The sequence below is a fragment of the Pseudomonas sp. 01L34 genome, assembly GCF_056400265.1.
In genome coordinates this window covers 173,147-193,786 of sequence record NZ_JBFTSX010000005.1, presented here as the reverse complement: position 1 = coordinate 193,786, position 20,640 = coordinate 173,147, and the positions used below count along the sequence as shown (strand labels likewise).

24 protein-coding genes are annotated in these 20,640 nt (G+C 58.7%); 3 read left to right on the top strand and 21 right to left on the bottom strand.

What is annotated here, in order from left to right; all coding sequences use genetic code 11:
• Nucleotides 1-19: 19 nt before the first annotated feature.
• From hisS to trmJ, 16 genes are all read right to left on the bottom strand, one after another.
• Entirely contained in the window at nt 20-1,309 is a 1,290-nt protein-coding gene (gene hisS / locus AC1DQM_RS16395; protein WP_018927062.1) for a histidine--tRNA ligase, read from the bottom strand.
• 37 nt (nt 1,310-1,346) lie between these two features.
• Nucleotides 1,347-2,456, bottom strand: coding sequence for a flavodoxin-dependent (E)-4-hydroxy-3-methylbut-2-enyl-diphosphate synthase (gene ispG, locus AC1DQM_RS16390; protein ID WP_003185136.1), 1,110 nt, complete (start codon nt 2,454-2,456; stop codon nt 1,347-1,349).
• Nucleotides 2,457-2,459: 3 nt separating this feature from the next.
• A complete protein-coding gene (locus AC1DQM_RS16385; protein WP_477746502.1) occupies nt 2,460-3,497 on the bottom strand; it encodes a RodZ domain-containing protein in 1,038 nt (345 codons plus the stop codon).
• On the bottom strand, nt 3,497-4,255 hold the full coding sequence (gene pilW / locus AC1DQM_RS16380; protein ID WP_018927064.1) for a type IV pilus biogenesis/stability protein PilW: 759 nt from the start codon (nt 4,253-4,255) through the stop codon (nt 3,497-3,499). Before pilW ends, AC1DQM_RS16385 begins: the two co-directional genes overlap by 1 nt.
• 12 nt (nt 4,256-4,267) lie before the next feature.
• Entirely contained in the window at nt 4,268-5,416 is a 1,149-nt protein-coding gene (gene rlmN / locus AC1DQM_RS16375; RefSeq protein ID WP_007941385.1) for a dual-specificity RNA methyltransferase RlmN, read from the bottom strand.
• 28 nt (nt 5,417-5,444) lie between these two features.
• Nucleotides 5,445-5,870, bottom strand: coding sequence for a nucleoside-diphosphate kinase (gene ndk, locus AC1DQM_RS16370; RefSeq protein WP_018927065.1), 426 nt, complete (start codon nt 5,868-5,870; stop codon nt 5,445-5,447).
• A gap of 92 nt (nt 5,871-5,962) precedes the next feature.
• Nucleotides 5,963-6,163, bottom strand: coding sequence for a Fe-S cluster assembly protein IscX (iscX, locus tag AC1DQM_RS16365; protein WP_007941386.1), 201 nt, complete (start codon nt 6,161-6,163; stop codon nt 5,963-5,965).
• A 14-nt stretch (nt 6,164-6,177) separates the two neighbouring features.
• Complete coding sequence (gene fdx / locus AC1DQM_RS16360; protein ID WP_477746501.1) at nt 6,178-6,519, bottom strand: ISC system 2Fe-2S type ferredoxin; 342 nt, start codon at nt 6,517-6,519, stop codon at nt 6,178-6,180.
• Nucleotides 6,520-6,522: 3 nt separating this feature from the next.
• The gene (gene hscA / locus AC1DQM_RS16355) at nt 6,523-8,385 is read right to left on the bottom strand and encodes a Fe-S protein assembly chaperone HscA (protein ID WP_477746500.1); all 1,863 of its coding nucleotides are present in this window, start codon (nt 8,383-8,385) and stop codon (nt 6,523-6,525) included.
• A gap of 51 nt (nt 8,386-8,436) precedes the next feature.
• On the bottom strand, nt 8,437-8,958 hold the full coding sequence (hscB, locus tag AC1DQM_RS16350; protein ID WP_018927068.1) for a co-chaperone HscB: 522 nt from the start codon (nt 8,956-8,958) through the stop codon (nt 8,437-8,439).
• Between the two features lie 8 nt (nt 8,959-8,966).
• Nucleotides 8,967-9,290, bottom strand: a complete 324-nt coding sequence (gene iscA, locus AC1DQM_RS16345; protein WP_007941391.1) for an iron-sulfur cluster assembly protein IscA — start codon at nt 9,288-9,290, stop codon at nt 8,967-8,969.
• 34 nt (nt 9,291-9,324) lie between these two features.
• Nucleotides 9,325-9,711, bottom strand: coding sequence for a Fe-S cluster assembly scaffold IscU (iscU, locus tag AC1DQM_RS16340; RefSeq protein ID WP_003443374.1), 387 nt, complete (start codon nt 9,709-9,711; stop codon nt 9,325-9,327).
• An 85-nt stretch (nt 9,712-9,796) separates the two neighbouring features.
• A complete protein-coding gene (locus AC1DQM_RS16335; RefSeq protein ID WP_007941393.1) occupies nt 9,797-11,011 on the bottom strand; it encodes an IscS subfamily cysteine desulfurase in 1,215 nt (404 codons plus the stop codon).
• 50 nt (nt 11,012-11,061) lie between these two features.
• Nucleotides 11,062-11,553, bottom strand: coding sequence for a Fe-S cluster assembly transcriptional regulator IscR (gene iscR / locus AC1DQM_RS16330; protein ID WP_003227911.1), 492 nt, complete (start codon nt 11,551-11,553; stop codon nt 11,062-11,064).
• Between the two features lie 184 nt (nt 11,554-11,737).
• Nucleotides 11,738-12,514 (bottom strand): serine O-acetyltransferase, encoded by a 777-nt coding sequence (cysE, locus tag AC1DQM_RS16325; protein ID WP_477746677.1) that lies wholly within the window; start codon nt 12,512-12,514, stop codon nt 11,738-11,740.
• 2 nt (nt 12,515-12,516) lie between these two features.
• Nucleotides 12,517-13,287: a tRNA (cytosine(32)/uridine(32)-2'-O)-methyltransferase TrmJ gene (trmJ, locus tag AC1DQM_RS16320; protein ID WP_018927071.1), complete on the bottom strand. Its 771-nt coding sequence runs from the start codon at nt 13,285-13,287 to the stop codon at nt 12,517-12,519.
• A gap of 146 nt (nt 13,288-13,433) precedes the next feature.
• On the opposite strand from trmJ, the gene suhB reads away from it, so the two are divergent.
• The gene (gene suhB / locus AC1DQM_RS16315; RefSeq protein WP_007941397.1) at nt 13,434-14,252 is read left to right on the top strand and encodes a type III secretion system regulator SuhB; all 819 of its coding nucleotides are present in this window, start codon (nt 13,434-13,436) and stop codon (nt 14,250-14,252) included.
• A gap of 398 nt (nt 14,253-14,650) precedes the next feature.
• Here suhB and rplS read toward each other — a convergent pair whose 3' ends face one another.
• The 5 genes from rplS to ffh all read right to left on the bottom strand — a co-directional run bounded on the left by rplS (nt 14,651) and on the right by ffh (nt 18,222).
• The gene (gene rplS / locus AC1DQM_RS16310; RefSeq protein WP_003175895.1) at nt 14,651-15,001 is read right to left on the bottom strand and encodes a 50S ribosomal protein L19; all 351 of its coding nucleotides are present in this window, start codon (nt 14,999-15,001) and stop codon (nt 14,651-14,653) included.
• Nucleotides 15,002-15,046: 45 nt separating this feature from the next.
• Nucleotides 15,047-15,820 (bottom strand): tRNA (guanosine(37)-N1)-methyltransferase TrmD, encoded by a 774-nt coding sequence (gene trmD, locus AC1DQM_RS16305; protein WP_172901170.1) that lies wholly within the window; start codon nt 15,818-15,820, stop codon nt 15,047-15,049.
• Entirely contained in the window at nt 15,802-16,338 is a 537-nt protein-coding gene (gene rimM / locus AC1DQM_RS16300; protein ID WP_019581061.1) for a ribosome maturation factor RimM, read from the bottom strand. The genes trmD and rimM overlap by 19 nt, the downstream gene beginning before the upstream one ends.
• Nucleotides 16,339-16,343: 5 nt before the next feature.
• Nucleotides 16,344-16,595 carry a 30S ribosomal protein S16 gene (rpsP, locus tag AC1DQM_RS16295; RefSeq protein WP_003198088.1) on the bottom strand — a complete coding sequence of 84 codons (252 nt, stop codon included), beginning with the start codon at nt 16,593-16,595 and terminating at the stop codon, nt 16,344-16,346.
• A gap of 250 nt (nt 16,596-16,845) precedes the next feature.
• Nucleotides 16,846-18,222, bottom strand: a complete 1,377-nt coding sequence (gene ffh, locus AC1DQM_RS16290) for a signal recognition particle protein (RefSeq protein WP_007941401.1) — start codon at nt 18,220-18,222, stop codon at nt 16,846-16,848.
• 210 nt (nt 18,223-18,432) lie between these two features.
• On the opposite strand from ffh, the gene AC1DQM_RS16285 reads away from it, so the two are divergent.
• Both AC1DQM_RS16285 and AC1DQM_RS16280 read left to right on the top strand, forming a co-directional pair.
• Nucleotides 18,433-19,245: a cytochrome C assembly family protein gene (locus AC1DQM_RS16285; protein WP_018927074.1), complete on the top strand. Its 813-nt coding sequence runs from the start codon at nt 18,433-18,435 to the stop codon at nt 19,243-19,245.
• A 12-nt stretch (nt 19,246-19,257) separates the two neighbouring features.
• Nucleotides 19,258-20,490, top strand: a complete 1,233-nt coding sequence (locus tag AC1DQM_RS16280) for a transporter associated domain-containing protein (RefSeq protein WP_111454303.1) — start codon at nt 19,258-19,260, stop codon at nt 20,488-20,490.
• Nucleotides 20,491-20,640 lie beyond the last annotated feature (150 nt).

Genomic DNA, 20,640 nt, shown 5'->3' with positions numbered 1-20,640 from the left:
AATCGGCTGTTTGACAGCTTCAACCCTGCACGACGCAGGTGGCCAGGTGTGCAGCAAGCGCATCCCAGGCAATGCTTTGTTGTTCGCCCTGGCCACGCAGGGGTTTGAAACCTACCACTTGCTGGGCCATTTCGTCGTCACCGAGGATCAATGCGTACAGCGCACCGCTCTTGTCGGCTTTCTTGAACTGGCTTTTGAAGCTGCCGCCCCCGGCATTGATTTGCAGGCGCAGGTTGGGCAGTTGATCACGAACACGCTCGCTCAGGGTCAGACCGGCCAGCTCGGCGGCTTCACCGAAGGCGCAGAGGTAGACGTCGACCTGACGGGAGATCTCTTCGGGGATCTGCTCCAGGGTTTCAAGCAGCAGCACCAGACGCTCGATGCCCATGGCGAAACCGACGCCCGGGGTCGGCTTGCCACCCATCTGCTCCACCAGACCGTCGTAACGACCACCGGCACATACCGTGCCCTGGGCGCCCAATTGGTCGGTGACCCATTCGAATACAGTCTTGCTGTAGTAATCCAGCCCGCGAACCAGCTTCGGGTTGATCACATAAGGAATGCCGGCGGCGTCCAGGCGAGCCTTGAGGCCCTCGAAGTGCACGCGGGATTCTTCGTCGAGGTAATCGGCCATTTTCGGCGCGTCGGCCAGCACCGCTTGAGTGTCGGCGTTCTTGGTATCCAGGACCCGCAGCGGGTTGGTCTTCAGACGGCGCTGGCTGTCTTCGTCCAGTTGATCCAGGCGAGCGGTCAGGTACTCGACCAGTGCTTCGCGATAACGACCACGGGATTCGGCAGTGCCCAGGCTGTTGAGTTCGAGCTTGACCGCATCGCGGATACCCAGCTCGCCCCACAGGCGCCAGGTCAGCACGATCAGCTCGGCGTCGATGTCCGGACCGTCGAGGTTGAAGACTTCACAACCAATCTGGTGGAACTGGCGATAACGGCCTTTCTGCGGACGTTCGTGGCGGAACATCGGGCCGATGTACCAGAGTTTCTGCACCTGGCCGCCGCCGGTAATGCCGTGTTCGAGCACCGCACGCACGCAGGCCGCTGTGCCTTCAGGGCGCAGGGTCAGGGAATCGCCGTTGCGGTCTTCGAAGGTGTACATCTCTTTTTCGACGATGTCGGTCACTTCACCGATGGAGCGCTTGAACAGCTCGGTGAACTCGACGATCGGCATGCGGATCTGCTTGTAACCGTAGTTATCCAGCAAACGCGAAACGGTGCCCTCGAAATGACGCCACAGGGGAGTCTGTTCGGGCAGGATGTCGTTCATGCCACGAATGGCTTGCAGAGACTTGCTCACTTTAAATCCTTAAATTCGTTCGGCTCTTCAGTCAGGCTCAGCCGCGAGCGATTACAGCCGCGTCGGCTTCGACCTTTTCGGCCGCTTTCTGGCGGATCAAGCGTTCAAGCTCATCCACCAGATTGTCATTCGTCAGTTTCTGCGACGGCTTGCCGTCGATGTAAATCAGGTTTGGCGTGCCGCCGGTCAAGCCGATATGGGCTTCCTTGGCTTCGCCCGGCCCGTTGACCACGCAACCGATTACCGCGACATCCAGCGGCACCAGCAAGTCTTCGAGGCGCCCTTCCAGCTCGTTCATGGTTTTGACCACATCGAAGTTCTGCCGCGAGCAGCTCGGGCAGGCGATGAAGTTGATGCCACGGGAACGCAGGTGCAGGGATTTGAGAATGTCGTAGCCGACTTTCACTTCCTCGACCGGGTCGGCCGCCAACGAGATGCGAATAGTATCGCCAATCCCTTCGGCGAGCAGCATACCGAGGCCCACGGCGGATTTCACTGTGCCTGAACGCAAACCACCGGCTTCGGTGATGCCCAGGTGCAACGGCTGGACGATTTCCTTGGCCAGCAAGCGGTAGGCTTCAACGGCCATGAACACGTCGGAAGCTTTTACGCTGACCTTGAAGTCCTGGAAATTCAGGCGTTCGAGGTGTTCGACGTGACGCAGGGCGGACTCGACCAGCGCAGCCGGAGTAGGCTCGCCATATTTCTTTTGCAGGTCTTTTTCCAGGGAACCGGCGTTCACGCCGATACGGATTGGAATCCCGCGATCACGGGCGGCATCGACCACCGCACGTACGCGGTCTTCACGACCGATGTTGCCTGGGTTGATGCGCAGGCAATCGACGCCCAGTTCGGCTACGCGCAGAGCGATCCTGTAGTCGAAGTGGATGTCAGCCACCAACGGCACCTTGACCAGTTGCTTGATCTTGCCGAAGGCTTCGGCGGCGTCCATGTCCGGCACCGAAACCCGAACGATATCGACGCCGGCGGCTTCCAGACGATTGATCTGGGCCACGGTGGCGGCCACGTCATTGGTGTCGCTGTTGGTCATGCTCTGCACAGCGATGGGCGCATCGCCGCCAACAGGCACGTTACCGACCCAGATTTTCCGGGATTCGCGACGCTTGATTGGAGATTCGCCGTGCATGACTTATTGACCTAACTTCAGGCGAGCAGTCTCGCCACTGGTGAACGGAGCGACATCAACCACCTGCCCGTTGTAGCTGACCTGCGCGCCACGGGCAAAGCCCAGACGCACGGCAAAGGGCGGCTTGCCGCTGACGGAAACACTTTCGCCTTTACGCTTGAGACCACTCAACAACACTTTACCCGTGCCGTCGGTCACTTGAGTCCAGCAATCGGCGCTGAATTGCAGTTGAACCTGGCCCTGGCCCGCAACCGGAGCTGCTGGAGCTGCTGGAGCTGCTGGAGCAGCAGCTGCAACGGCCGGCGCAATCGGAGCCGTCGCAACCGCTGCCGGTACAGCGGCAACAACTGGCGCTGCCGGTGTCGCGACAACCGGAGCAGTATTGTGGGCCGGAGCCGCAAGTGTTGCTACCGGGGCTGCCGGAGCGGGTGTTGGCGCCGGCGCGCTTGCTTCGGCGTTGGCAGGCTCCTCCGCCTGCGGCAACGCCAGAGGCGTTTCACCTTCAGACTCACCTTGCGCAACCGCCTGGTCTTCCGGCTCGTCCAGCGGATGGATCTGGGTGGTGCCATCGGCGCCTTCGACTTCAACGTGTTCCGGAGCCAGGCTGACCAGGTCCTTGGTGCGCGATGAGGTTTGATCCTGCCACCAGACAAAACCACCACCAATCACCGCGATCAGCAACAGCAGGCTGACAATTCGCAAAATGGTGTGGGAAACCCGAACCGGCTCTTCGATACGCCCCAGGCTGTGGACGTTGCTGCCCTGGGAGTCGGTGCCGGTGGATTGGTCGAACTGCTGAACCAGAACAGCCTGGTCCATGCCCAGCAATTTGGCGTACGCGCGAATATAGCCACGAGCAAAGGTGTGGCCAGGCAGCTTGTCAAAAGCGCCGGCTTCCAGATTACTCAGGGAATTGACGGTGAGGTTGAGCTTGAGGGCCACTTCGGCCAGCGACCAGCCATTGCTTTCGCGGGCCTGGCGCAAAGTCTCACCGGGGTTAACGCGATTCGCTGCTACAACTTCGGGATGCGCCGCTTTCATCATTGCTCCGACAGGTATTGCTGATATTCCGGCGTACCGGGATAGAGTCGTTTTAATTGCAGGCCATAACTGGCGGCCTTGTCGCGATCTTCAAACACTTTTGCCAGCCGAACGCCGAGCAATAGACTACGTGCATTTTGCTCGGTGAGCAGGCTAAAACGATCGTAATAGTCACGCGCGGGCACATAATGCCTGTCTTCGAATGACAACTCAGCCATTTCCAGCAAGGCACGTGGCTGTTGGCGGTTCAAACGCAGGGCTTTTTCCAGTTGCTGGCGAGCCAGGTCACGCTGGCCCAGCTTTGAAGCGGTCATGCCGAGGTTCTCGAAAACCCGCGAACGCTCAGGATACAGAGTATCGGCGGCCGCCTGTTCAAAGCGCTCGTACGCCTCTTTGTAACGTTTTTCTTCGAACAGAAAACTGCCGTAGTTGTTCAGGATTCGCGCATCGGCGGGACGGGAAGACAGCGCCTTGCGAAAATGCTGATCGGCCAGTTCCGGCTCCATCTCGGCCTGGAACACCAGCCCCAAGGCCGCGTTGGCGTCAGCATCCGAGTCATCCAGTTCCAACGCTTTCTTCAGCGGGACCTTGGCGCGCTCGGTCATGCCCTGCTGCAAGTACCCCAGGCCCAGCTGCACGTAGGCGGCACGCGCTTCATCACGGCCCTTGCTGGTCTTCATCGGGTTGAAATCGCCCGACAGGACACAACCAGCACACAGGCTGGCCAACAGCACAAGCAGCGCGAAGCGCAGGGACATAGAGATCCTCTCTTAATTATTGTTCGCAGCGTTTTGCGGCATATCGTTGTCGGCGCTCAACTCACGCACGGCGATATAACGTTCGCTGCGACGGGTGCGATCCAGCACCTGCCCTACCAATTGGCCACACGCGGCATCGATGTCTTCACCGCGAGTGGTACGCACGGTGACGTTGAAGCCTGCATGGTGAAGCTGATCCTGGAAACGGCGAATCGCATTGTTGCTCGGACGCTCGTAACCGGAGTGCGGGAACGGGTTGAACGGAATCAGGTTGATCTTGCACGGAACATTCTTGAGCAACTCGATCATTTCGACCGCGTGTTCGACCTTGTCATTGATGTCCTTGAGCAAGGTGTACTCGATGGTCAGTACGCGCTTTTCGCCCAGGGACGACATGTAGCGCTGACACGATTCCAGCAGCATCTTAAGCGGATACTTCTTGTTGATCGGCACCAATTGGTTACGCAATGCGTCATTTGGTGCGTGCAGGGACAACGCCAGGGAAACATCGATGTGCTTGGACAGCTCATCGATCATCGGCACCACACCCGAAGTCGACAGGGTTACGCGGCGCTTGGAGATGCCATAGCCCAGGTCATCCATCATCAGATGCATGGCGGCCACGACGTTGTCGAAGTTCAGCAGCGGCTCACCCATGCCCATCATCACCACGTTGGTGATGGCACGGTCGACGGTTGCCGGGACGCTGCCAAAGGATTTGTTGGCAATCCACACCTGGCCGATGACTTCCGCGGCGGTGAGGTTGCTATTGAAACCTTGCTTGCCGGTGGAGCAGAAACTGCAGTCCAGGGCACAGCCTGCCTGGGACGAAACGCACAAGGTGCCGCGTTTGCCCTGGGGAATGTAAACGGTCTCGACGCAGCTGCCGGACGCCACGCGCACCACCCACTTACGGGTACCGTCGCTGGAGATGTCCTCGCTGACCACTTCCGGACCACGAATTTCAGCAACAGCCTTGAGCTTTTCGCGCAAGGCCTTGCTGACGTTCGTCATGGCGTCGAAATCATCGACGCCAAAGTGGTGAATCCATTTCATTACCTGACCGGCACGGAAACGCTTCTCCCCGATCGAGTCGAAGAATTTTTCCATTTCCTGTTGAGTCAAACCCAGCAGGTTGGTTTTTACAGTCGATGTAGTCATGGATTCACCTTCACTCTTAAGCCAATGCTTAGCGAGTGGTTACTTCAGTAGCTGCGAAGAAGTACGAGATTTCGCGAGCAGCAGCGGCTTCGGAGTCCGAACCGTGTACGGCGTTGGCGTCGATGGAATCAGCGAAGTCAGCGCGGATGGTGCCAGGAGCAGCTTCTTTAGGGTTGGTAGCGCCCATCAGCTCACGGTTCAGAGCGATAGCGTTTTCGCCTTCCAGAACCTGAACGACAACCGGACCGGAAATCATGAAAGCAACCAGGTCGTTGAAGAAACCACGAGCGCTGTGCTCAGCGTAGAAGCCTTCAGCTTCGGCTTTGGACAGTTGCTTCAGTTTCGAAGCTACAACGCGCAGGCCTGCTTTTTCGAAACGAGTGGTGATCTCGCCGATAACATTTTTAGCAACAGCGTCAGGCTTGATGATGGAGAAAGTACGTTGAACAGCCATGGTGTAACTCCAGAAACGGTAATTTGCGAAAAATTAAACCCGCGAATTATACGCGGGTTCTTTGGTATTGCCTAACTGCGTACGGTGCAGACTCAGTCTGCTTCTTCGATCCAGGCGGCCTGAATGGCTTCAAGCACCTTCTCGCCACCGCGCGTCGGATCATCACTGAACTCCGGCAATGCCAGCACCCACTGGTGCAGATCGACGAAGTTCACGTAACGCGGGTCCACATCCGGCTTTGACTCAGCCAGCTGGATCGCGATTTCCAGCACATCAACCCATTTCAGGCTCATGAAAGTTCCTTGAATCAGTGCGGCGCTTCGGCGGCATGGTTGAGCGAGTATTTCGGAATTTCGACGGTCAGGCCTTCAGTCCCGACTTTTGCCTGACAGGCCAGACGCGACTGGGCTTCCAGCCCCCAAGCCTTATCAAGATAGTCTTCCTCCAGCTCATCAGCCTCTTCCAGCGAGTCGAAACCCTCACGAATGATGCAGTGACAAGTGGTGCACGCGCAGACGCCGCCACAGGCGCTTTCCATCTCGATATGGTGTTCATGGGCCAGCTCGAGAATGGATATGCCGGGCTCAGCCTCCACAACCATGCCTTCCGGGCAAAACTTCTCGTGTGGCAGAAAAATGACCTGCGGCATCAATTATTCCTCGATTTCATTCAGATTGCGCCCCGCCAGAGCGGCTTTCACCGTCGAGTCCAGGCGGCGGGCAGCAAAGGCATCGGTCACTTGCGACAGACGTTTGGTCTGCTGCTCAATGGCGTAACCATCGGTGCCTTTCATCAATTCGGTCAGTTCCTGCATCTGCAATTCGATGACCATGCGCTCTTCGGCGTCGAGCAAGCGTTCGCCGTCGACATCCAGAGCACCCTGCACTGCTTCGATCAGGCGCTGGGCATCGACCTGCTGTTCACGCAATACGCGGGCAACCTTGTCGTCATTGGCGTGCTGGAACGAGTCCTTGAGCATTTTGGCGATTTCGCCGTCGGTCAGGCCGTAGGACGGTTTGACCTGAATGCTGGCTTCGACACCCGAACCCAATTCGCGGGCCGAGACACTGAGCAGACCGTCGGCGTCGACCTGGAAGGTCACGCGAATTTTCGCCGCACCAGCAACCATCGCTGGAATACCGCGCAATTCGAAGCGTGCCAGGGAGCGGCAGTCGCTGATCAACTCACGCTCGCCCTGCAATACGTGGATCGCCATGGCCGACTGGCCGTCTTTATAAGTGGTGAAGTCCTGGGCCCGGGCGACAGGGATGGTGGTGTTGCGCGGAATCACCTTCTCCATCAGGCCGCCCATGGTTTCCAGCCCCAGGGACAACGGAATCACGTCGAGCAACAACAGTTCGCCGCCGTCACGCTTATTGCCAGCCAGGGTATCGGCCTGGATCGCGGCACCGATGGCCACGACTTGGTCCGGGTCGATTTCGGTCAGCGGCTCGCGACCGAAGGCTTGCGCAACGGCTTCGCGAACGCGCGGTACGCGAGTCGAGCCGCCGACCATGACCACCGCATGAACGTCTTCCAGCTCAATGCCGGAATCACGCACCGCGCGACGACAGGCTTTCAGGCTGCGGGCAACCATCGGCTCGATCAGCGCATTGAACGCTTCACGGGTCAGCCCCGCCTTCCAGTCGCGATATGCGACTTCGACGGACGAGGCACTAGTCAGGGCTTCTTTGGCCGCACACGCGGTTTGCAGCAGATTGCGCTGCTCGCCCGGATCGAGGTCGGCCGACAGACCGGCACTCTCGATGATCCAGCCAGCAATGGCGTGATCGAAGTCATCGCCACCCAACGCGCTGTCGCCACCGGTAGCCAGCACTTCAAACACACCGCCGGTCAGACGCAGAATCGAAATATCGAAGGTGCCACCGCCCAGGTCATAAATGGCAACCAGGCCTTCAGCCTGTTGATCCAGACCGTAAGCCACCGCAGCAGCGGTCGGTTCATTGAGCAAGCGCAGCACGTTCAGGCCGGCCAGCTTGGCCGCATCCTTGGTGGCCTGACGCTGAGCATCATCGAAATAGGCCGGAACGGTGATCACTGCGCCGACCAGTTCGCCACCCAAGGTCGCTTCGGCACGCTGACGCAGCACCTTGAGGATATCAGCGGAGACTTCGACCGGGCTTTTCGGGCCTTGCACCGTGTCGATGAACGGCATGTGCGACTCGCCGTCGACAAAACGGTATGGCAGCTGATCGCCCAATTGCTTGACGTCGGACAAACCACGTCCCATCAAGCGCTTGACCGACAGCACAGTGTTCAGAGGATCGGTAGCGGCAGCCAGTTTGGCCGATTCGCCGACCTCGACGCGATCGGCGTGATAGCGCACGGCAGACGGCAGGATAACCCGCCCTTGCGCATCGGCCAGAGGCTCGGAAAGACCACTGCGCAATGCAGCGACCAGCGAATTGGTAGTGCCCAAGTCGATTCCCACAGCCAGACGACGCTGGTGCGGTTGAGGACTTTGGCCGGGTTCGGCGATCTGCAGTAGGGCCATCGTGATCAGGACTTATCTGTATATCAGGCGTGCGACCGGAGCGGCACTGGGTTAATCGTCGAGGCGCTCTTCTAACTGGCGCACTTCGTAGGTGAGCTTGTCGAGGAACTGCATGCGCCGCATCAGGCGTTCGGCCCGTTCGCGTTGCGCCGCATCATTCCAGCAAGCTGCGAAGCTTTGGTTCAGTTCATCCTGAGCTGCCTTGAGGCGGCGCTTGAACGTGGCGATACCCGCCATGTCGGCGCTGTCCTGCAGATCCTCGAGCTCTTCACGCAACTCCATCTGCTGCAGAAGAAACTCCGGATCATGCACCGTGACCTCCAGCGGCAACTCGCCACCACTCAATGCGAGCAAGTATCGCGCGCGCTTGGGGGGGCTTTTGAGCGTCTGGTAGGCCTCGTTGAGGCTCGCGGATTGCTCGAGCGCCAGCCGCTGCTCACGCTCGGAAGCGTCGGCAAAGCGGTCCGGATGAACGCCGCGCGCCAACTCACGGTAGCGCGTAGCCAGCTGATCGAGGTCCAGATTGAAACTCGGTTGCAGCTCAAATAAAGCGAAATGACAAGGAGTACCCACGAGTAGCCTCAGATATTGAAGCTTTCGCCGCAGCCACACTCACCGCGCACGTTGGGGTTGTTGAACTTGAAGCCTTCGTTCAACCCTTCCTTGACGAAATCAAGCTCGGTGCCGTCCAGGTAGGCCAGGCTTTTCGGGTCGATGATCACTTTCTCGCCGTGACTTTCGAACACCTGATCGTCCGCGCCCACCTCGTCGACAAACTCCAGCACATAGGCAAGGCCGGAACAGCCCGTGGTGCGAACACCCAGACGAATCCCATCACCCTTGCCGCGCCCGTTGAGGGAGCGTCGCACGTGTTGAGCAGCCGCTTCTGTCATGCTGATAGCCATCGGTGACTCCTTACTCGTCGCCAAATCTTGAAAGTCAGATCAAGCCTTTCTTCTGCTTGTAGTCGCGAACGGCCGCCTTGATGGCGTCTTCAGCGAGTACGGAGCAGTGAATTTTCACTGGCGGCAGGGCCAGTTCTTCGGCCAGTTGAGTGTTCTTGATGGTCTCTGCTTCATCCAGAGTCTTGCCTTTCATCCACTCGGTCGCCAGGGAGCTGGAGGCGATTGCCGAACCGCAACCGTAAGTCTTGAACTTGGCGTCTTCGATGATGCCTTGTTCGTTGACCTTGATCTGCAGACGCATCACGTCACCGCACGCCGGAGCGCCGACCATGCCGGTGCCGACATCAGGATCTTCTGCATCCATCTTGCCGACGTTGCGCGGGTTCTCGTAGTGGTCGATGACCTTTTCGCTGTAAGCCATGATTCTTAATCCTCACTCATCAGGAGTCGCTCTTGAAGCCCTGCCAATCGTGGATTCGCAGGGCCCGGTTGCGGCGACTTGAATATCAGTGTGCCGCCCACTCGATTTTCGAAATGTCGACGCCGTCTTTGTACATGTCCCACAGCGGCGACAGAGTGCGCAGCTTGGTGACGGCCTCGCAGACTTTCTGCGCGGCGTAGTCGATTTCTTCTTCGGTGGTGAAACGGCCGAAGGTGAAGCGAATCGAGCTGTGTGCCAGTTCGTCGTTGCGGCCCAGGGCGCGCAGCACGTACGAAGGCTCAAGCGATGCCGAGGTGCAGGCCGAACCCGACGAAACCGCCAGATCCTTGAGCGCCATGATCAGCGACTCGCCTTCGACGTAGTTGAAGCTCAGGTTCAGGTTGTGCGGTACGCGGGCGGTCATGCTGCCGTTGACGTACAACTCTTCCAGGCCTTCAACCTGCTTGAAGAAACGGTCGCTCAGCGCTTTGATGCGTGCATTCTCGGCAGCCATGTCTTCCTTGGCCACACGGAACGCTTCGCCCATGCCGACGATCTGGTGAGTCGCCAGGGTGCCGGAACGCATGCCACGCTCATGACCGCCGCCGTGCATGGTCGCTTCGATGCGCACACGCGGCTTGCGGCTGACGTACAGCGCGCCGATGCCTTTAGGGCCATAGGTTTTGTGGGCAGAGAACGACATCAGGTCAACTTTCAGTTTCGACAGGTCGATCTCGACCTTCCCGGTGGACTGAGCGGCGTCGACGTGGAACAGAATACCCCGGGAGCGGGTCAGCTCACCGATGGCAGCGATGTCGTTGATGGTGCCGATTTCGTTGTTCACGTGCATGACCGATACCAGAATGGTGTCGTCACGCAGGGCAGCTTCGACCATTTCCGGAGTGACCAGGCCATCTTCACGAGGATCGAGGTAGGTCACTTCGAAACCTTCACGCTCCAGTTGGCGCATGGTGTCGAGGACAGCCTTGTGCTCAATCTTGGTGGTGATCAGGTGCTTGCCTTTGGTGGAGTAGAAATGCGCCGCACCCTTGATTGCCAGGTTGTCGGACTCGGTGGCACCGGAGGTCCAGACGATTTCACGCGGGTCGGCGTTAACCAGGTCAGCGACCTGACGACGAGCGTTCTCGACGGACTCTTCGGCTTTCCAGCCGAACACGTGGGAACGGGACGCCGGGTTACCGAAGTTTCCGTCGACCAGCAGGCATTCACTCATCTTTTGCGCGACACGCGGATCAACCGGGGTGGTCGCAGAGTAATCAAGGTAAATCGGCAATTTCATGGACTATCTCCTAAATCAGGCTGGCTGGCGTGCCGCTAGCTCTTTGGCTGTCATTCGACGGCGGACGCTTCAATCTTGTCCAGGCGTGGCGCCTTGCTGTTGCAACGACGCTGGTCCTGACGCTGGGCTACTTCTTGCACCTCACGGCGAGTTACAAGGTCAGCCAAGCTGATACCGCTCAGAAATTCGTGAATCTGCAGGCTAAGATCGCACCACAAATGGTGAGTCAGACAGGTGTCGCCGGAATGGCAATCGCCCTGGCCCTGGCACTTGGTTGCATCGACCGATTCGTTGACCGCATCGATTACCTGGGCGACCTGGATGCCCTGCATGTCGCGGGACAATTGGTAGCCACCGCCCGGACCGCGAACACTGGACACCAGATTGCTACGGCGCAATTTGGCGAAAAGCTGCTCGAGGTAGGACAGGGAGATGCCTTGGCGCTCGGAGATATCGGCCAGGGACACCGGCCCGTGCTGCGCGTGCAACGCCAGGTCAAGCATGGCGGTCACGGCGTATCGGCCTTTTGTAGTCAGTCGCATGGACAATTACCACGGAGTTCGGAATGGGGCGAGTATGCAATTCCCGAGTATTTAAGTCAACTATAAGACCTAGCGTATTACTCAGGTTTACCCGCAAAAGAGCGCGCGCATCATAGCAGGGTCTGCGGCGCAATGGCACACCAACCAGCGCGGTGCAAATGCCTGAATGCGACCCTGCCGTGAATCAGCTGGCCCTGCTTTCGTCCTTGCCCTTCACACAGGCAAAGTCTTCTTCACGCAGCTCAGGCAGATCCTTGGCACAGTAATTACTGCCCAGATCCTTCAGCGCTCCACACATACCCTCCAGACGCCCATCGACCGCCTGCAAGTGATCGAGCAACTGACCAATCGCCCGGGCCACCGGGTCCGGCATGTCTTCGCCGACACCGTAGGCATCGAAGCCGATCTTCTCGGCCATGGCCTTGCGCTTGGCATCCTGCTCATCGTCGGACTTGACGATAATCCGCCCCGGAATCCCCACCACCGTCGCACCCGGCGGAACTGCCTTGGTGACCACGGCATTGGAACCCACCTTGGCCCCGGCACCGACAGTGAATGGGCCGAGCACCTTGGCGCCCGCGCCAACCACCACGCCGTCTTCCAGGGTCGGGTGACGCTTACCCTTGTTCCAGCTGGTGCCACCGAGGGTCACGCCCTGATAAAGGGTGACGTCGTTGCCGATCTCGGCAGTCTCACCAATAACGATGCCCATGCCATGGTCGATAAAGAAGCGACGACCAACCTTGGCCCCCGGATGAATCTCGATCCCGGTCAACCAGCGACCGAAGTTCGACACCAGCCGCGCCAGCCATTTCAGATCTGCGCGCCACAGGAGCGACGACAGGCGATGGATCCAGATGGCATGCATGCCCGGATAGCAGGTCAGGACCTCAAAAGCATTACGCGCCGCCGGGTCACGATGAAAAACACTTTGGATATCTTCACGCAAACGCTCGAACATCATCAATCCTTCCGCTTTAGAAGCTCGCCACGGGCCGCCTTCTGGGTTTCCGTGAGGATGCCACGCAATATATTCATTTCCGCTCGGCTGACCGAGCTGCGTCCGTACAACCGGCGCAGGCGCGCCATCAAGTGCCGTGGCTTTTCCGGATCGAGGAATTCGATGGCTACCAGGGTTTGCTCCAGGTGCTCATAGAATCGCTCCAGCTCATCCATGGTCGCCAGCTCACCACTCTTGGTGGACGCCACTTCCTCCTTCTCGACCTTGCTCGGCTGACCTTGGGCCGCCAGCCAGGACATGCGCACTTCATAGCTCAACACCTGCACCGCCGCCCCGAGGTTCAGCGAACTGAACTCGGGGTCTGATGGAATGTGCACGTGATAATGACATCGCTGCAGCTCTTCGTTGGTCAGGCCGGAATCTTCACGACCGAACACCAATGCGATCTCGGCACCCTGCCCCGCCTCCTCGACCACCCTTGCACCGCACTCACGGGGATCGAGCAACGGCCAAGGAATGCGACGATCACGAGCACTGGTACCCAGCACCAGATTGCAGCCGACCAAGGCATCTTCCAAGGTGGCGACGACTTGCGCGTTTTCAAGGATGTCCCCGGCGCCGGACGCACGCGCATCGGCCTCGTGGTGCGGGAACAACCGCGGCTCGACCAGCACCAGTCGCGACAGGCCCATGTTCTTCATGGCACGCGCAGCACCACCGATATTTCCGGGATGACTGGTATTGACCAGGACGACACGAATGTTTTGCAGCAAGGGAGGCGCTCTCGAACATTGAATGGGGGAGCCGAATCTTACAGCTCCTCCTACCGTTAAGCCACGAAAGCGAACGTCGACCTTCTCCTGTAGAAACTTTCTGATAGAATGCCCGGCTTTCTTTAACAACCTTAGGTGACACATCCATGCAGCCCATGCTGAATATCGCGCTGCGCGCCGCCCGCAGCGCCAGTGAATTGATCTTCCGCTCCATCGAGCGCCTGGATACCATCAAGGTCGACGAAAAAGACGCCAAGGATTATGTATCCGAGGTGGATCGCGCCGCCGAACAGAAAATCATCGACGCACTGCGCAAGGCCTACCCGAATCACTCGATCATGGGTGAAGAAACCGGCCTGCACGCCGGCACCGGCATCGAAGGCGAAGAATACCTGTGGATCATCGACCCACTGGACGGCACCACCAACTTCCTGCGCGGCATTCCTCACTTCGCTGTCAGCATCGCCTGCAAATACCGCGGCCGCCTGGAACACGCTGTTGTTCTGGACCCGGTTCGCCAGGAAGAATTCACCGCCAGCCGTGGTCGCGGCGCTCAACTGAACGGTCGTCGCCTGCGCGTTAGCGGCCGTACCAGCCTGGACGGCGCCCTGCTGGGTACCGGCTTCCCGTTCCGTGACGACCAGATGGACAACCTCGACAACTACCTGGGCATGTTCCGCGCCCTGGTTGGCCAGACCGCCGGCATCCGCCGCGCCGGCTCGGCAAGCCTCGACCTGGCCTACGTGGCCGCCGGCCGCTTCGACGCCTTCTGGGAGTCAGGCCTGTCCGAGTGGGATATGGCTGCAGGCGCCCTGTTGATCCAGGAAGCCGGCGGCTTGGTGAGCGACTTCACCGGCGGTCACGACTTCCTGGAGAAAGGTCACGTCGTTGCCGGCAACACCAAGTGCTTCAAGGCAGTACTGACAGCGATCCAGCCACACCTGCCAGCTTCGCTGAAGCGCTAAGCGCCCAAGCCCAAAAAGCCGCAACACTTAAAGCAAACGCCCCGACTGGTTCGGGGCGTTTTCTTTTGTGCGACTAATACGACCAAGTTAAGCCGTAACGCAATCCGTAGCAGCTGGCGAAGCCTGCGCTCGGACGCAGCAGTCGCATAATCAGAGATTACTGCACGCCAGACAGACCGCATTAGCCGGATTCACGACTGCTTCGCAGCCGGACGCAGCCTCGCTGGAGCTCGACAACTGCTACAGCCAGACGCAGCCTTCGGCAGCAGCTACAGAAAGAGCGCCGCAGTTTTTTATATATGCAGCCATAACGAAAAATGCCCCGCATCTTTCGATACGAGGCATTTTCTTGAAAAGCCAACCTGAGCAGGCCGGCCTTTCGGCATCGGAAGCTGGACTTAAGCCAGTTTTTCCTTGATGCGAGCTGCTTTACCGGACAGGTCACGCAGGTAGTACAGCTTGGCCTTACGTACATCACCGCGACGCTTGACAGCCATGCTGTCGATTTGCGGGCTGTAGGTCTGGAAAGTACGCTCTACACCAACACCGTTGGAGATTTTACGAACGGTGAAAGCACTGTTTACGCCGCGGTTACGCTTGGCGATAACTACGCCTTCGAACGCTTGCAGACGCGAACGATCGCCTTCCTTCACTTTCACCTGAACGACAATGGTGTCGCCCGGGGCAAAGGTAGGGATCTCTTTAGTCATCTGCTCTGCTTCGAGTGCAAGGATGATTTTGTTAGTCATGCTGTGCTCCTAAGGTAAATCGTCGGATCTACCATCGATACGTTGTTAACTATCGTCCCGCTCGCGGATGTATTCCTCGAGCAGCTTCTTCTCTTCTCCAGAAAGCGAGCGGCTTTCCAGAAGATCGGCGCGTCGTTCATAGGTCCGACCAAGGGACTGCTGTAAACGCCAACGCCGGATGTGCGCGTGATTGCCACTTAGCAATACGTCGGGAACACGCTGATCCGCATACACCTCCGGTCGGGTGTAGTGCGGGCAATCCAGCAAACCATCCGTAAAGGAATCTTCCTCAGCGGAGTCCGCATGCCCTAAAGCTCCAGGCAGCAGTCGTGTAACCGCATCGATCAGGACCATCGCCGGCAGCTCGCCGCCAGACAGTACATAGTCGCCAATCGACCACTCTTCATCGACATGAGCATCAATAAAACGCTCGTCAATGCCTTCATAGCGGCCGGCAATCAGGATCAATGCATCCAGATTCGCCAACTCGCGTACCGCCGACTGTGTCAGTTGACGGCCTTGGGGGGACAGGTAAATTACCTTCGCCGCCTCCCCGGCTGCTGCCTTGGCCTGAACCAGAGCATCTTCCAGGGGCTTGATCTTCATCACCATGCCCGGACCACCGCCAAATGGGCGATCATCCACAGTGTGATGTCGATCCGTCGTGTAGTCTCGCGGATTCCAACAGGTAAGCTGCAACAACCCCTGTTTCACCGCCCGACTGGTGATGCCGTACTCGCTGATGGCGGAGAACATCTCGGGAAACAAACTGATCACTTCTACGCGCAGGTTAGCCACGTTTAGAAGTCCGCATCCCATTCCACCTTCATCTCGCCCGCTGCCAGATCGACGGCCAACACGCATTGCTCGGTATACGGCAACAGGCGTTCGCGATCATCCAGGCTGCCAGCGCAAGGCTTGACCACCATTACATCATTGGCGCCGGTTTCCAGAAGATGATCGATTTTCCCGAACAATTGCCCGTGAGTATCGATAACCTTCAGACCTTCCAGCTGGTACCAGTAGTACTCGCCATCGGTCAATTCAGGGAACAGGTTGCGCGGCACGCAGATCTCATAACCAGCCAGAAGACGAGCTTCTTCACGATCATCAAGACCCTTGAGCTTTGCGACCAGGAACTTGTCGTTCCCGCGTCCGCTGACCAGCTCGACCTGTTTTACGTTGCCTTCGCGCCTGAGCGTCCAGGTTTTGTAGTCCAACAGGTTTTTAATCGGATCAGTAAAGGAATACACCTTCACTTCGCCGCGAACGCCGTGAACAGAATAAATCTTGCCGATAACGATCAAATCATCAGCAACAGCTGGCGTCGCGTTCATATTGCTCAGGCCGCAGCCTTAGCAGATTCCTTCAACAACTGAGCAACGCGCTCAGAAGGCTGTGCACCAACGCTCAGCCAGTAGGCTACGCGCTCTTGGTTCACGGACAGACGAACTTCTTGACCACGAGCAACAGGGTTGAAGAAACCAACCTGTTCCTTGTGCGAACCGTCACGCGGGTTGCGGCTGTCGGTTACGGTCAAGTGGTAAAACGGGCGCTTTTTGGAGCCGCCAAGGGCAAGACGGATTGTTAGCATGTGAACATCGTTCCTGTAGTCGGTGCTGCAAATCTAAATGCACAGCGGGCATAGGTGCCCGAAAGGCCGCATATTCTAAGGAATATCCGGACTTTTGCAAATGTCTTTTTCCGGCGCCTATCGGCGTGCCATCCAGATTTGCTATAGAGCCATCGTTGAAGATGGCCAGTCAGCTCCCGCCAAGTGCGGGTTTGCTGGAGATCCCACGTCCGTGTGGGTCGGCGCAGGAGCAAGCTCCTGCGCGAATTCTTTACATCTTGGGCATGCCGCCGCCGGGCAACATACCGCCCATGCCGCGCATCATTTTGGCCATTCCGCCTTTCGCGGAGAATTTCTTCATCATCTTCTGCATCTGCTTGTGCTGCTTGATCAAGCGACCGATGTCCTGCACCTGGGTGCCGGAACCCATGGCGATCCGGCGCTTGCGCGAACCACTGATCAGCTCAGGGTCGCGGCGCTCGGCCGGGGTCATGGAATTGATGATGGCTTCCATCTGCTTGAATTGCTTCTCTGCCGCACCCTGGGCATTGCCCATCTGCGCCAGGTTCACACCACCGATATTCGGCAGTTTGTCCATGAGGCCGCCGAGACCGCCCATGTTCTTCATCTGTTGCAGCTGATCGCGGAAGTCTTCGAGGTCGAAGCCCTTGCCCTTCTTCAGCTTCTTGGCCAGCTTGTCGGCCTTGTCCTTGTCGAGGGTCGCTTCGGCCTGTTCGATCAGGCTGAGCACGTCGCCCATGCCGAGGATGCGCGATGCGATACGCTCAGGGTGGAACGGTTCGAGCGCTTCGCTCTTCTCGCCCATACCGATGAACTTGATCGGCTTGCCGGTAATGGCACGTACCGACAGTGCGGCACCGCCACGGGCATCACCGTCGACCTTGGTCAGGATCACACCGGTCAGCGGCAATGCATCACCGAAGGCCTTGGCCGTGTTGGCGGCGTCCTGGCCGGTCATGGCATCGACCACGAACAGGGTTTCGACCGGATTGATCGCGGCGTGCAGCGCCTTGATCTCGCCCATCATCTCTTCGTCGATGTGCAAACGACCGGCGGTGTCGACGATGACCACGTCGATGAATTTCAGCTTGGCTTCTTTAATAGCCGCTTGAGCGATGTCAACCGGCTTCTGGCTCAGGTCGGACGGGAAGAACGTCACGCCGATGTCGTTGGCCAGGGTTTCCAGCTGCTTGATCGCCGCCGGACGGTAAACGTCCGCGGACACGACCATGACCGACTTCTTCTTGCGCTCTTTAAGGAAGCGCGCCAGTTTGCCGGCGGTGGTGGTTTTACCCGCACCCTGCAAACCGGCCATCAGAACCACGGCCGGTGGAACGGCGCTCAGGTTCAAATCTTCGTTGGCCGCGCCCATCAGGCTTTCGAGTTCGGCCTGGACGATCTTCACGAAGGCCTGGCCCGGCGTCAGGCTGCGCGACACCTCGGTGCCGACAGCGCGTTCCTTGACCGAATTGACGAAGTCTTTGACCACCGGCAAGGCGACGTCGGCTTCGAGCAACGCCATGCGCACTTCACGCAGGGTGTCTTTGATGTTGTCTTCGGTCAGCTTGGCCTTGCCGGTGACATGGCGCAGCGTCTGTGAGAGACGGTCGGTTAAGTTTTCAAACATTGCGCGATCCTTTCAGGCCCTGTGTAGACCGGGATAATGGCGGCCCAGACCGGAATCAACATGTGCTCGGCGAGCCTGCGGCGTGGGCAGGTCGCGGATTATAGCGAAGACTGCGTCTGGCGGACACCTCGCCGTCAGCTTGTATGGTCTTTCGTGCCGTATGGGTTCTATGCCAAACTCAACGCCTTTCGGGCCTGCCTAACAGGATTTATGCTCCCCTTGTCACCCAGCTTGCTTACCACCCTCGCCGCCGCCTGCTTATATGCCGCTGCGACCTTCTATCAAGGCACTCGCCTGGCCACCGGTGCCAAGGCGAACAAACGCCTGCTGGTCACGCTCGGCGTACTGGCCGTGCTGGCCCACAGCGCCAGCCTGATCAGCTATCTGCTGACTCCGGTCGGCCTGGCCCTGGACTTTTTCAGCGCCGCCAGCCTGATTGCCGCAGCGGTCATCGCCCTGACCCTGCTGGCCTGCTCACGGATTCCAGTGGAAAACCTGCTTGTATTGCTGTTCCCGCTGGGCGCCGCAACAGTGTTGCTGGCACAGTTCGCCCCCGCCGGCACGGTGCAGGTCATCGACGAAGAGCCAGGCATTCTCGCCCACATTCTCTTGTCGATCCTCGCTTACGGCATGTTCACCATCGCGGTGTTCCAGGCCTTGCTGCTGCTGGTTCAGGACCATCAGCTCAAGCACAAGCATCCGTCCGGGCTGATCAAGAACTTCCCGCCGCTGCAAACCATGGAAAGCCTGCTATTCGGTTTCCTCTGGGCCGGCTGGAGCCTGCTGTCGTTGTCGCTGATTTCCGGCTGGCTGTTCGTCGAGAACCTGTTCGCCCAGCACCTGGTGCATAAAACCCTGCTGGCGTGCCTGGCCTGGATCGTGTTCAGCGTGCTGCTCTGGGGGCGCAACCGTCTCGGCTGGCGCGGACACAAAGCCATCCGCTGGACCCTTGCCGGTTTCTGCCTGCTGATGCTGGCGTATTTCGGCAGCAAGCTGGTCCGCGAATACATTCTGCACATCTGACGGGCGGCATTAATGGACGACTTGCCCATAGGACCGATGCTCGCGGTGCTGGCCCTGCTGATTTTATGGTCGGGGCTGTTTACCGCCATCGAAGTTGCGCAACAGCAATTACTGGCCCAACGCACGGCCTCGCGCTCCAGCGACAAACCCGTGGCCAAGCTGAGCTTCCCGCTCAACAGCCTGATCCTCTGCAACACCTTGTGCCGCGCGCTGGTGGTGGTCATCAGCACCTTGCTGGCGATTTTCACCTGGGCGCAAAACGGCCCCTGGATTGCCTGCCTCGGTGCTGGCGCAATGTTGCTGGTGTTCGCCGACTACCTGCCACGCGCCCTCGCCGCCCGCCACCCGGATGCCGTCCTGGCCTTGGGCAACACACTGCTCGGCATACCGCTGAAAATCGTCTATCCCGCCGCATGGCTACTCAATGGCATCAGCCAACTGCTGATGCGGCCATTCGCCCGCAAAATCAACGTGGTGCAGCAAAGCGAAGACGAGGCACCGGCAGATCGGCACGACGATCACGAACATGCGGCTTATCGCCCACTGTCAGGCATCCACGCACTGGATAACATCACGGTCAACGATATTCTGGTGCCACGCAGCGACGTCGACGGGATCAACCTGGACGACCCCCTCGAAGAAATCATCGAGCAACTGCGCCACAACAGGCGCACCCGCCTGCCGGTATTCCACAGCGACATCAACCAGGTCGAAGCGGTGCTCAACACCCGGCAGATCCGTCACTTGTTGCCGGATTCAAGCCTGACTGTGGAAGCGCTGCTGGCGGCCAGTCACGAACCGTACTTCGTGCCGGAAAGCACACCGTTGCAACTGCAATTGCTGAATTTCCACAAGCAGCAGCGGCGCTTGGGCATGGTGGTCGACGAGTACGGGGAAGTACTGGGTATCGTGACCCTGGAAGATATTCTCGAAGAAATCGTCGGAGAGTTCGAAAGCCAGCACAGCCTGGATAACCCGCACATTCACCCGCAGGCCGATGGCCGACTGGTGATTGATGGCGCAGCGTCCATCCGCGAACTGAACAAGAGCCTCGGCTGGCATTTGCCCAGCGATGGTCCGAAAACCCTCAACGGCCTGGTGACCGAGGCGCTGGAGACAATTCCGGACAGCGCGGTGTGCCTGAAGATCGGACGATACCGGCTGGAGATTCTGGAGACTGAAGAAAATCGCGTCACGCGCGTGCTGATCTGGCATACCAGCTCAGCGCCTGCGTTTATCCGTTAACGGGTTAAAACAACCGCCCCTCTTGTTCGATAGTTAGCCACCTTCCTATAATCGAGCCGGCTTACCCAAGCCTCCCACCGAACCACATGCTTACCCCGCATGCAGCAGGTTCCGGCCAGATCTTCGACACCATCCGTACCACTGCGGCGA

Coding starts and splice junctions, on each gene's coding strand:
- ispG (WP_003185136.1), bottom strand. CDS start 2,456: ATGCACGGCGAATCTCCAATCAAGCGTCGCGAATCCCGGAAAATCTGG.
- AC1DQM_RS16385 (WP_477746502.1), bottom strand. CDS start 3,497: ATGAAAGCGGCGCATCCCGAAGTTGTAGCAGCGAATCGCGTTAACCCC.
- pilW (WP_018927064.1), bottom strand. CDS start 4,255: ATGTCCCTGCGCTTCGCGCTGCTTGTGCTGTTGGCCAGCCTGTGTGCT.
- rlmN (WP_007941385.1), bottom strand. CDS start 5,416: ATGACTACATCGACTGTAAAAACCAACCTGCTGGGTTTGACTCAACAG.
- ndk (WP_018927065.1), bottom strand. CDS start 5,870: ATGGCTGTTCAACGTACTTTCTCCATCATCAAGCCTGACGCTGTTGCT.
- iscX (WP_007941386.1), bottom strand. CDS start 6,163: ATGAGCCTGAAATGGGTTGATGTGCTGGAAATCGCGATCCAGCTGGCT.
- fdx (WP_477746501.1), bottom strand. CDS start 6,519: ATGCCGCAGGTCATTTTTCTGCCACACGAGAAGTTTTGCCCGGAAGGC.
- hscA (WP_477746500.1), bottom strand. CDS start 8,385: ATGGCCCTACTGCAGATCGCCGAACCCGGCCAAAGTCCTCAACCGCAC.
- iscA (WP_007941391.1), bottom strand. CDS start 9,290: ATGGCTATCAGCATGACAGAAGCGGCTGCTCAACACGTGCGACGCTCC.
- iscU (WP_003443374.1), bottom strand. CDS start 9,711: ATGGCTTACAGCGAAAAGGTCATCGACCACTACGAGAACCCGCGCAAC.
- AC1DQM_RS16335 (WP_007941393.1), bottom strand. CDS start 11,011: ATGAAATTGCCGATTTACCTTGATTACTCTGCGACCACCCCGGTTGAT.
- iscR (WP_003227911.1), bottom strand. CDS start 11,553: ATGCGACTGACTACAAAAGGCCGATACGCCGTGACCGCCATGCTTGAC.
- cysE (WP_477746677.1), bottom strand. CDS start 12,514: ATGTTCGAGCGTTTGCGTGAAGATATCCAAAGTGTTTTTCATCGTGAC.
- suhB (WP_007941397.1), top strand. CDS start 13,434: ATGCAGCCCATGCTGAATATCGCGCTGCGCGCCGCCCGCAGCGCCAGT.
- rplS (WP_003175895.1), bottom strand. CDS start 15,001: ATGACTAACAAAATCATCCTTGCACTCGAAGCAGAGCAGATGACTAAA.
- trmD (WP_172901170.1), bottom strand. CDS start 15,820: ATGGGATGCGGACTTCTAAACGTGGCTAACCTGCGCGTAGAAGTGATC.
- rimM (WP_019581061.1), bottom strand. CDS start 16,338: ATGAACGCGACGCCAGCTGTTGCTGATGATTTGATCGTTATCGGCAAG.
- rpsP (WP_003198088.1), bottom strand. CDS start 16,595: ATGCTAACAATCCGTCTTGCCCTTGGCGGCTCCAAAAAGCGCCCGTTT.
- ffh (WP_007941401.1), bottom strand. CDS start 18,222: ATGTTTGAAAACTTAACCGACCGTCTCTCACAGACGCTGCGCCATGTC.
- AC1DQM_RS16285 (WP_018927074.1), top strand. CDS start 18,433: ATGCTCCCCTTGTCACCCAGCTTGCTTACCACCCTCGCCGCCGCCTGC.
- AC1DQM_RS16280 (WP_111454303.1), top strand. CDS start 19,258: ATGGACGACTTGCCCATAGGACCGATGCTCGCGGTGCTGGCCCTGCTG.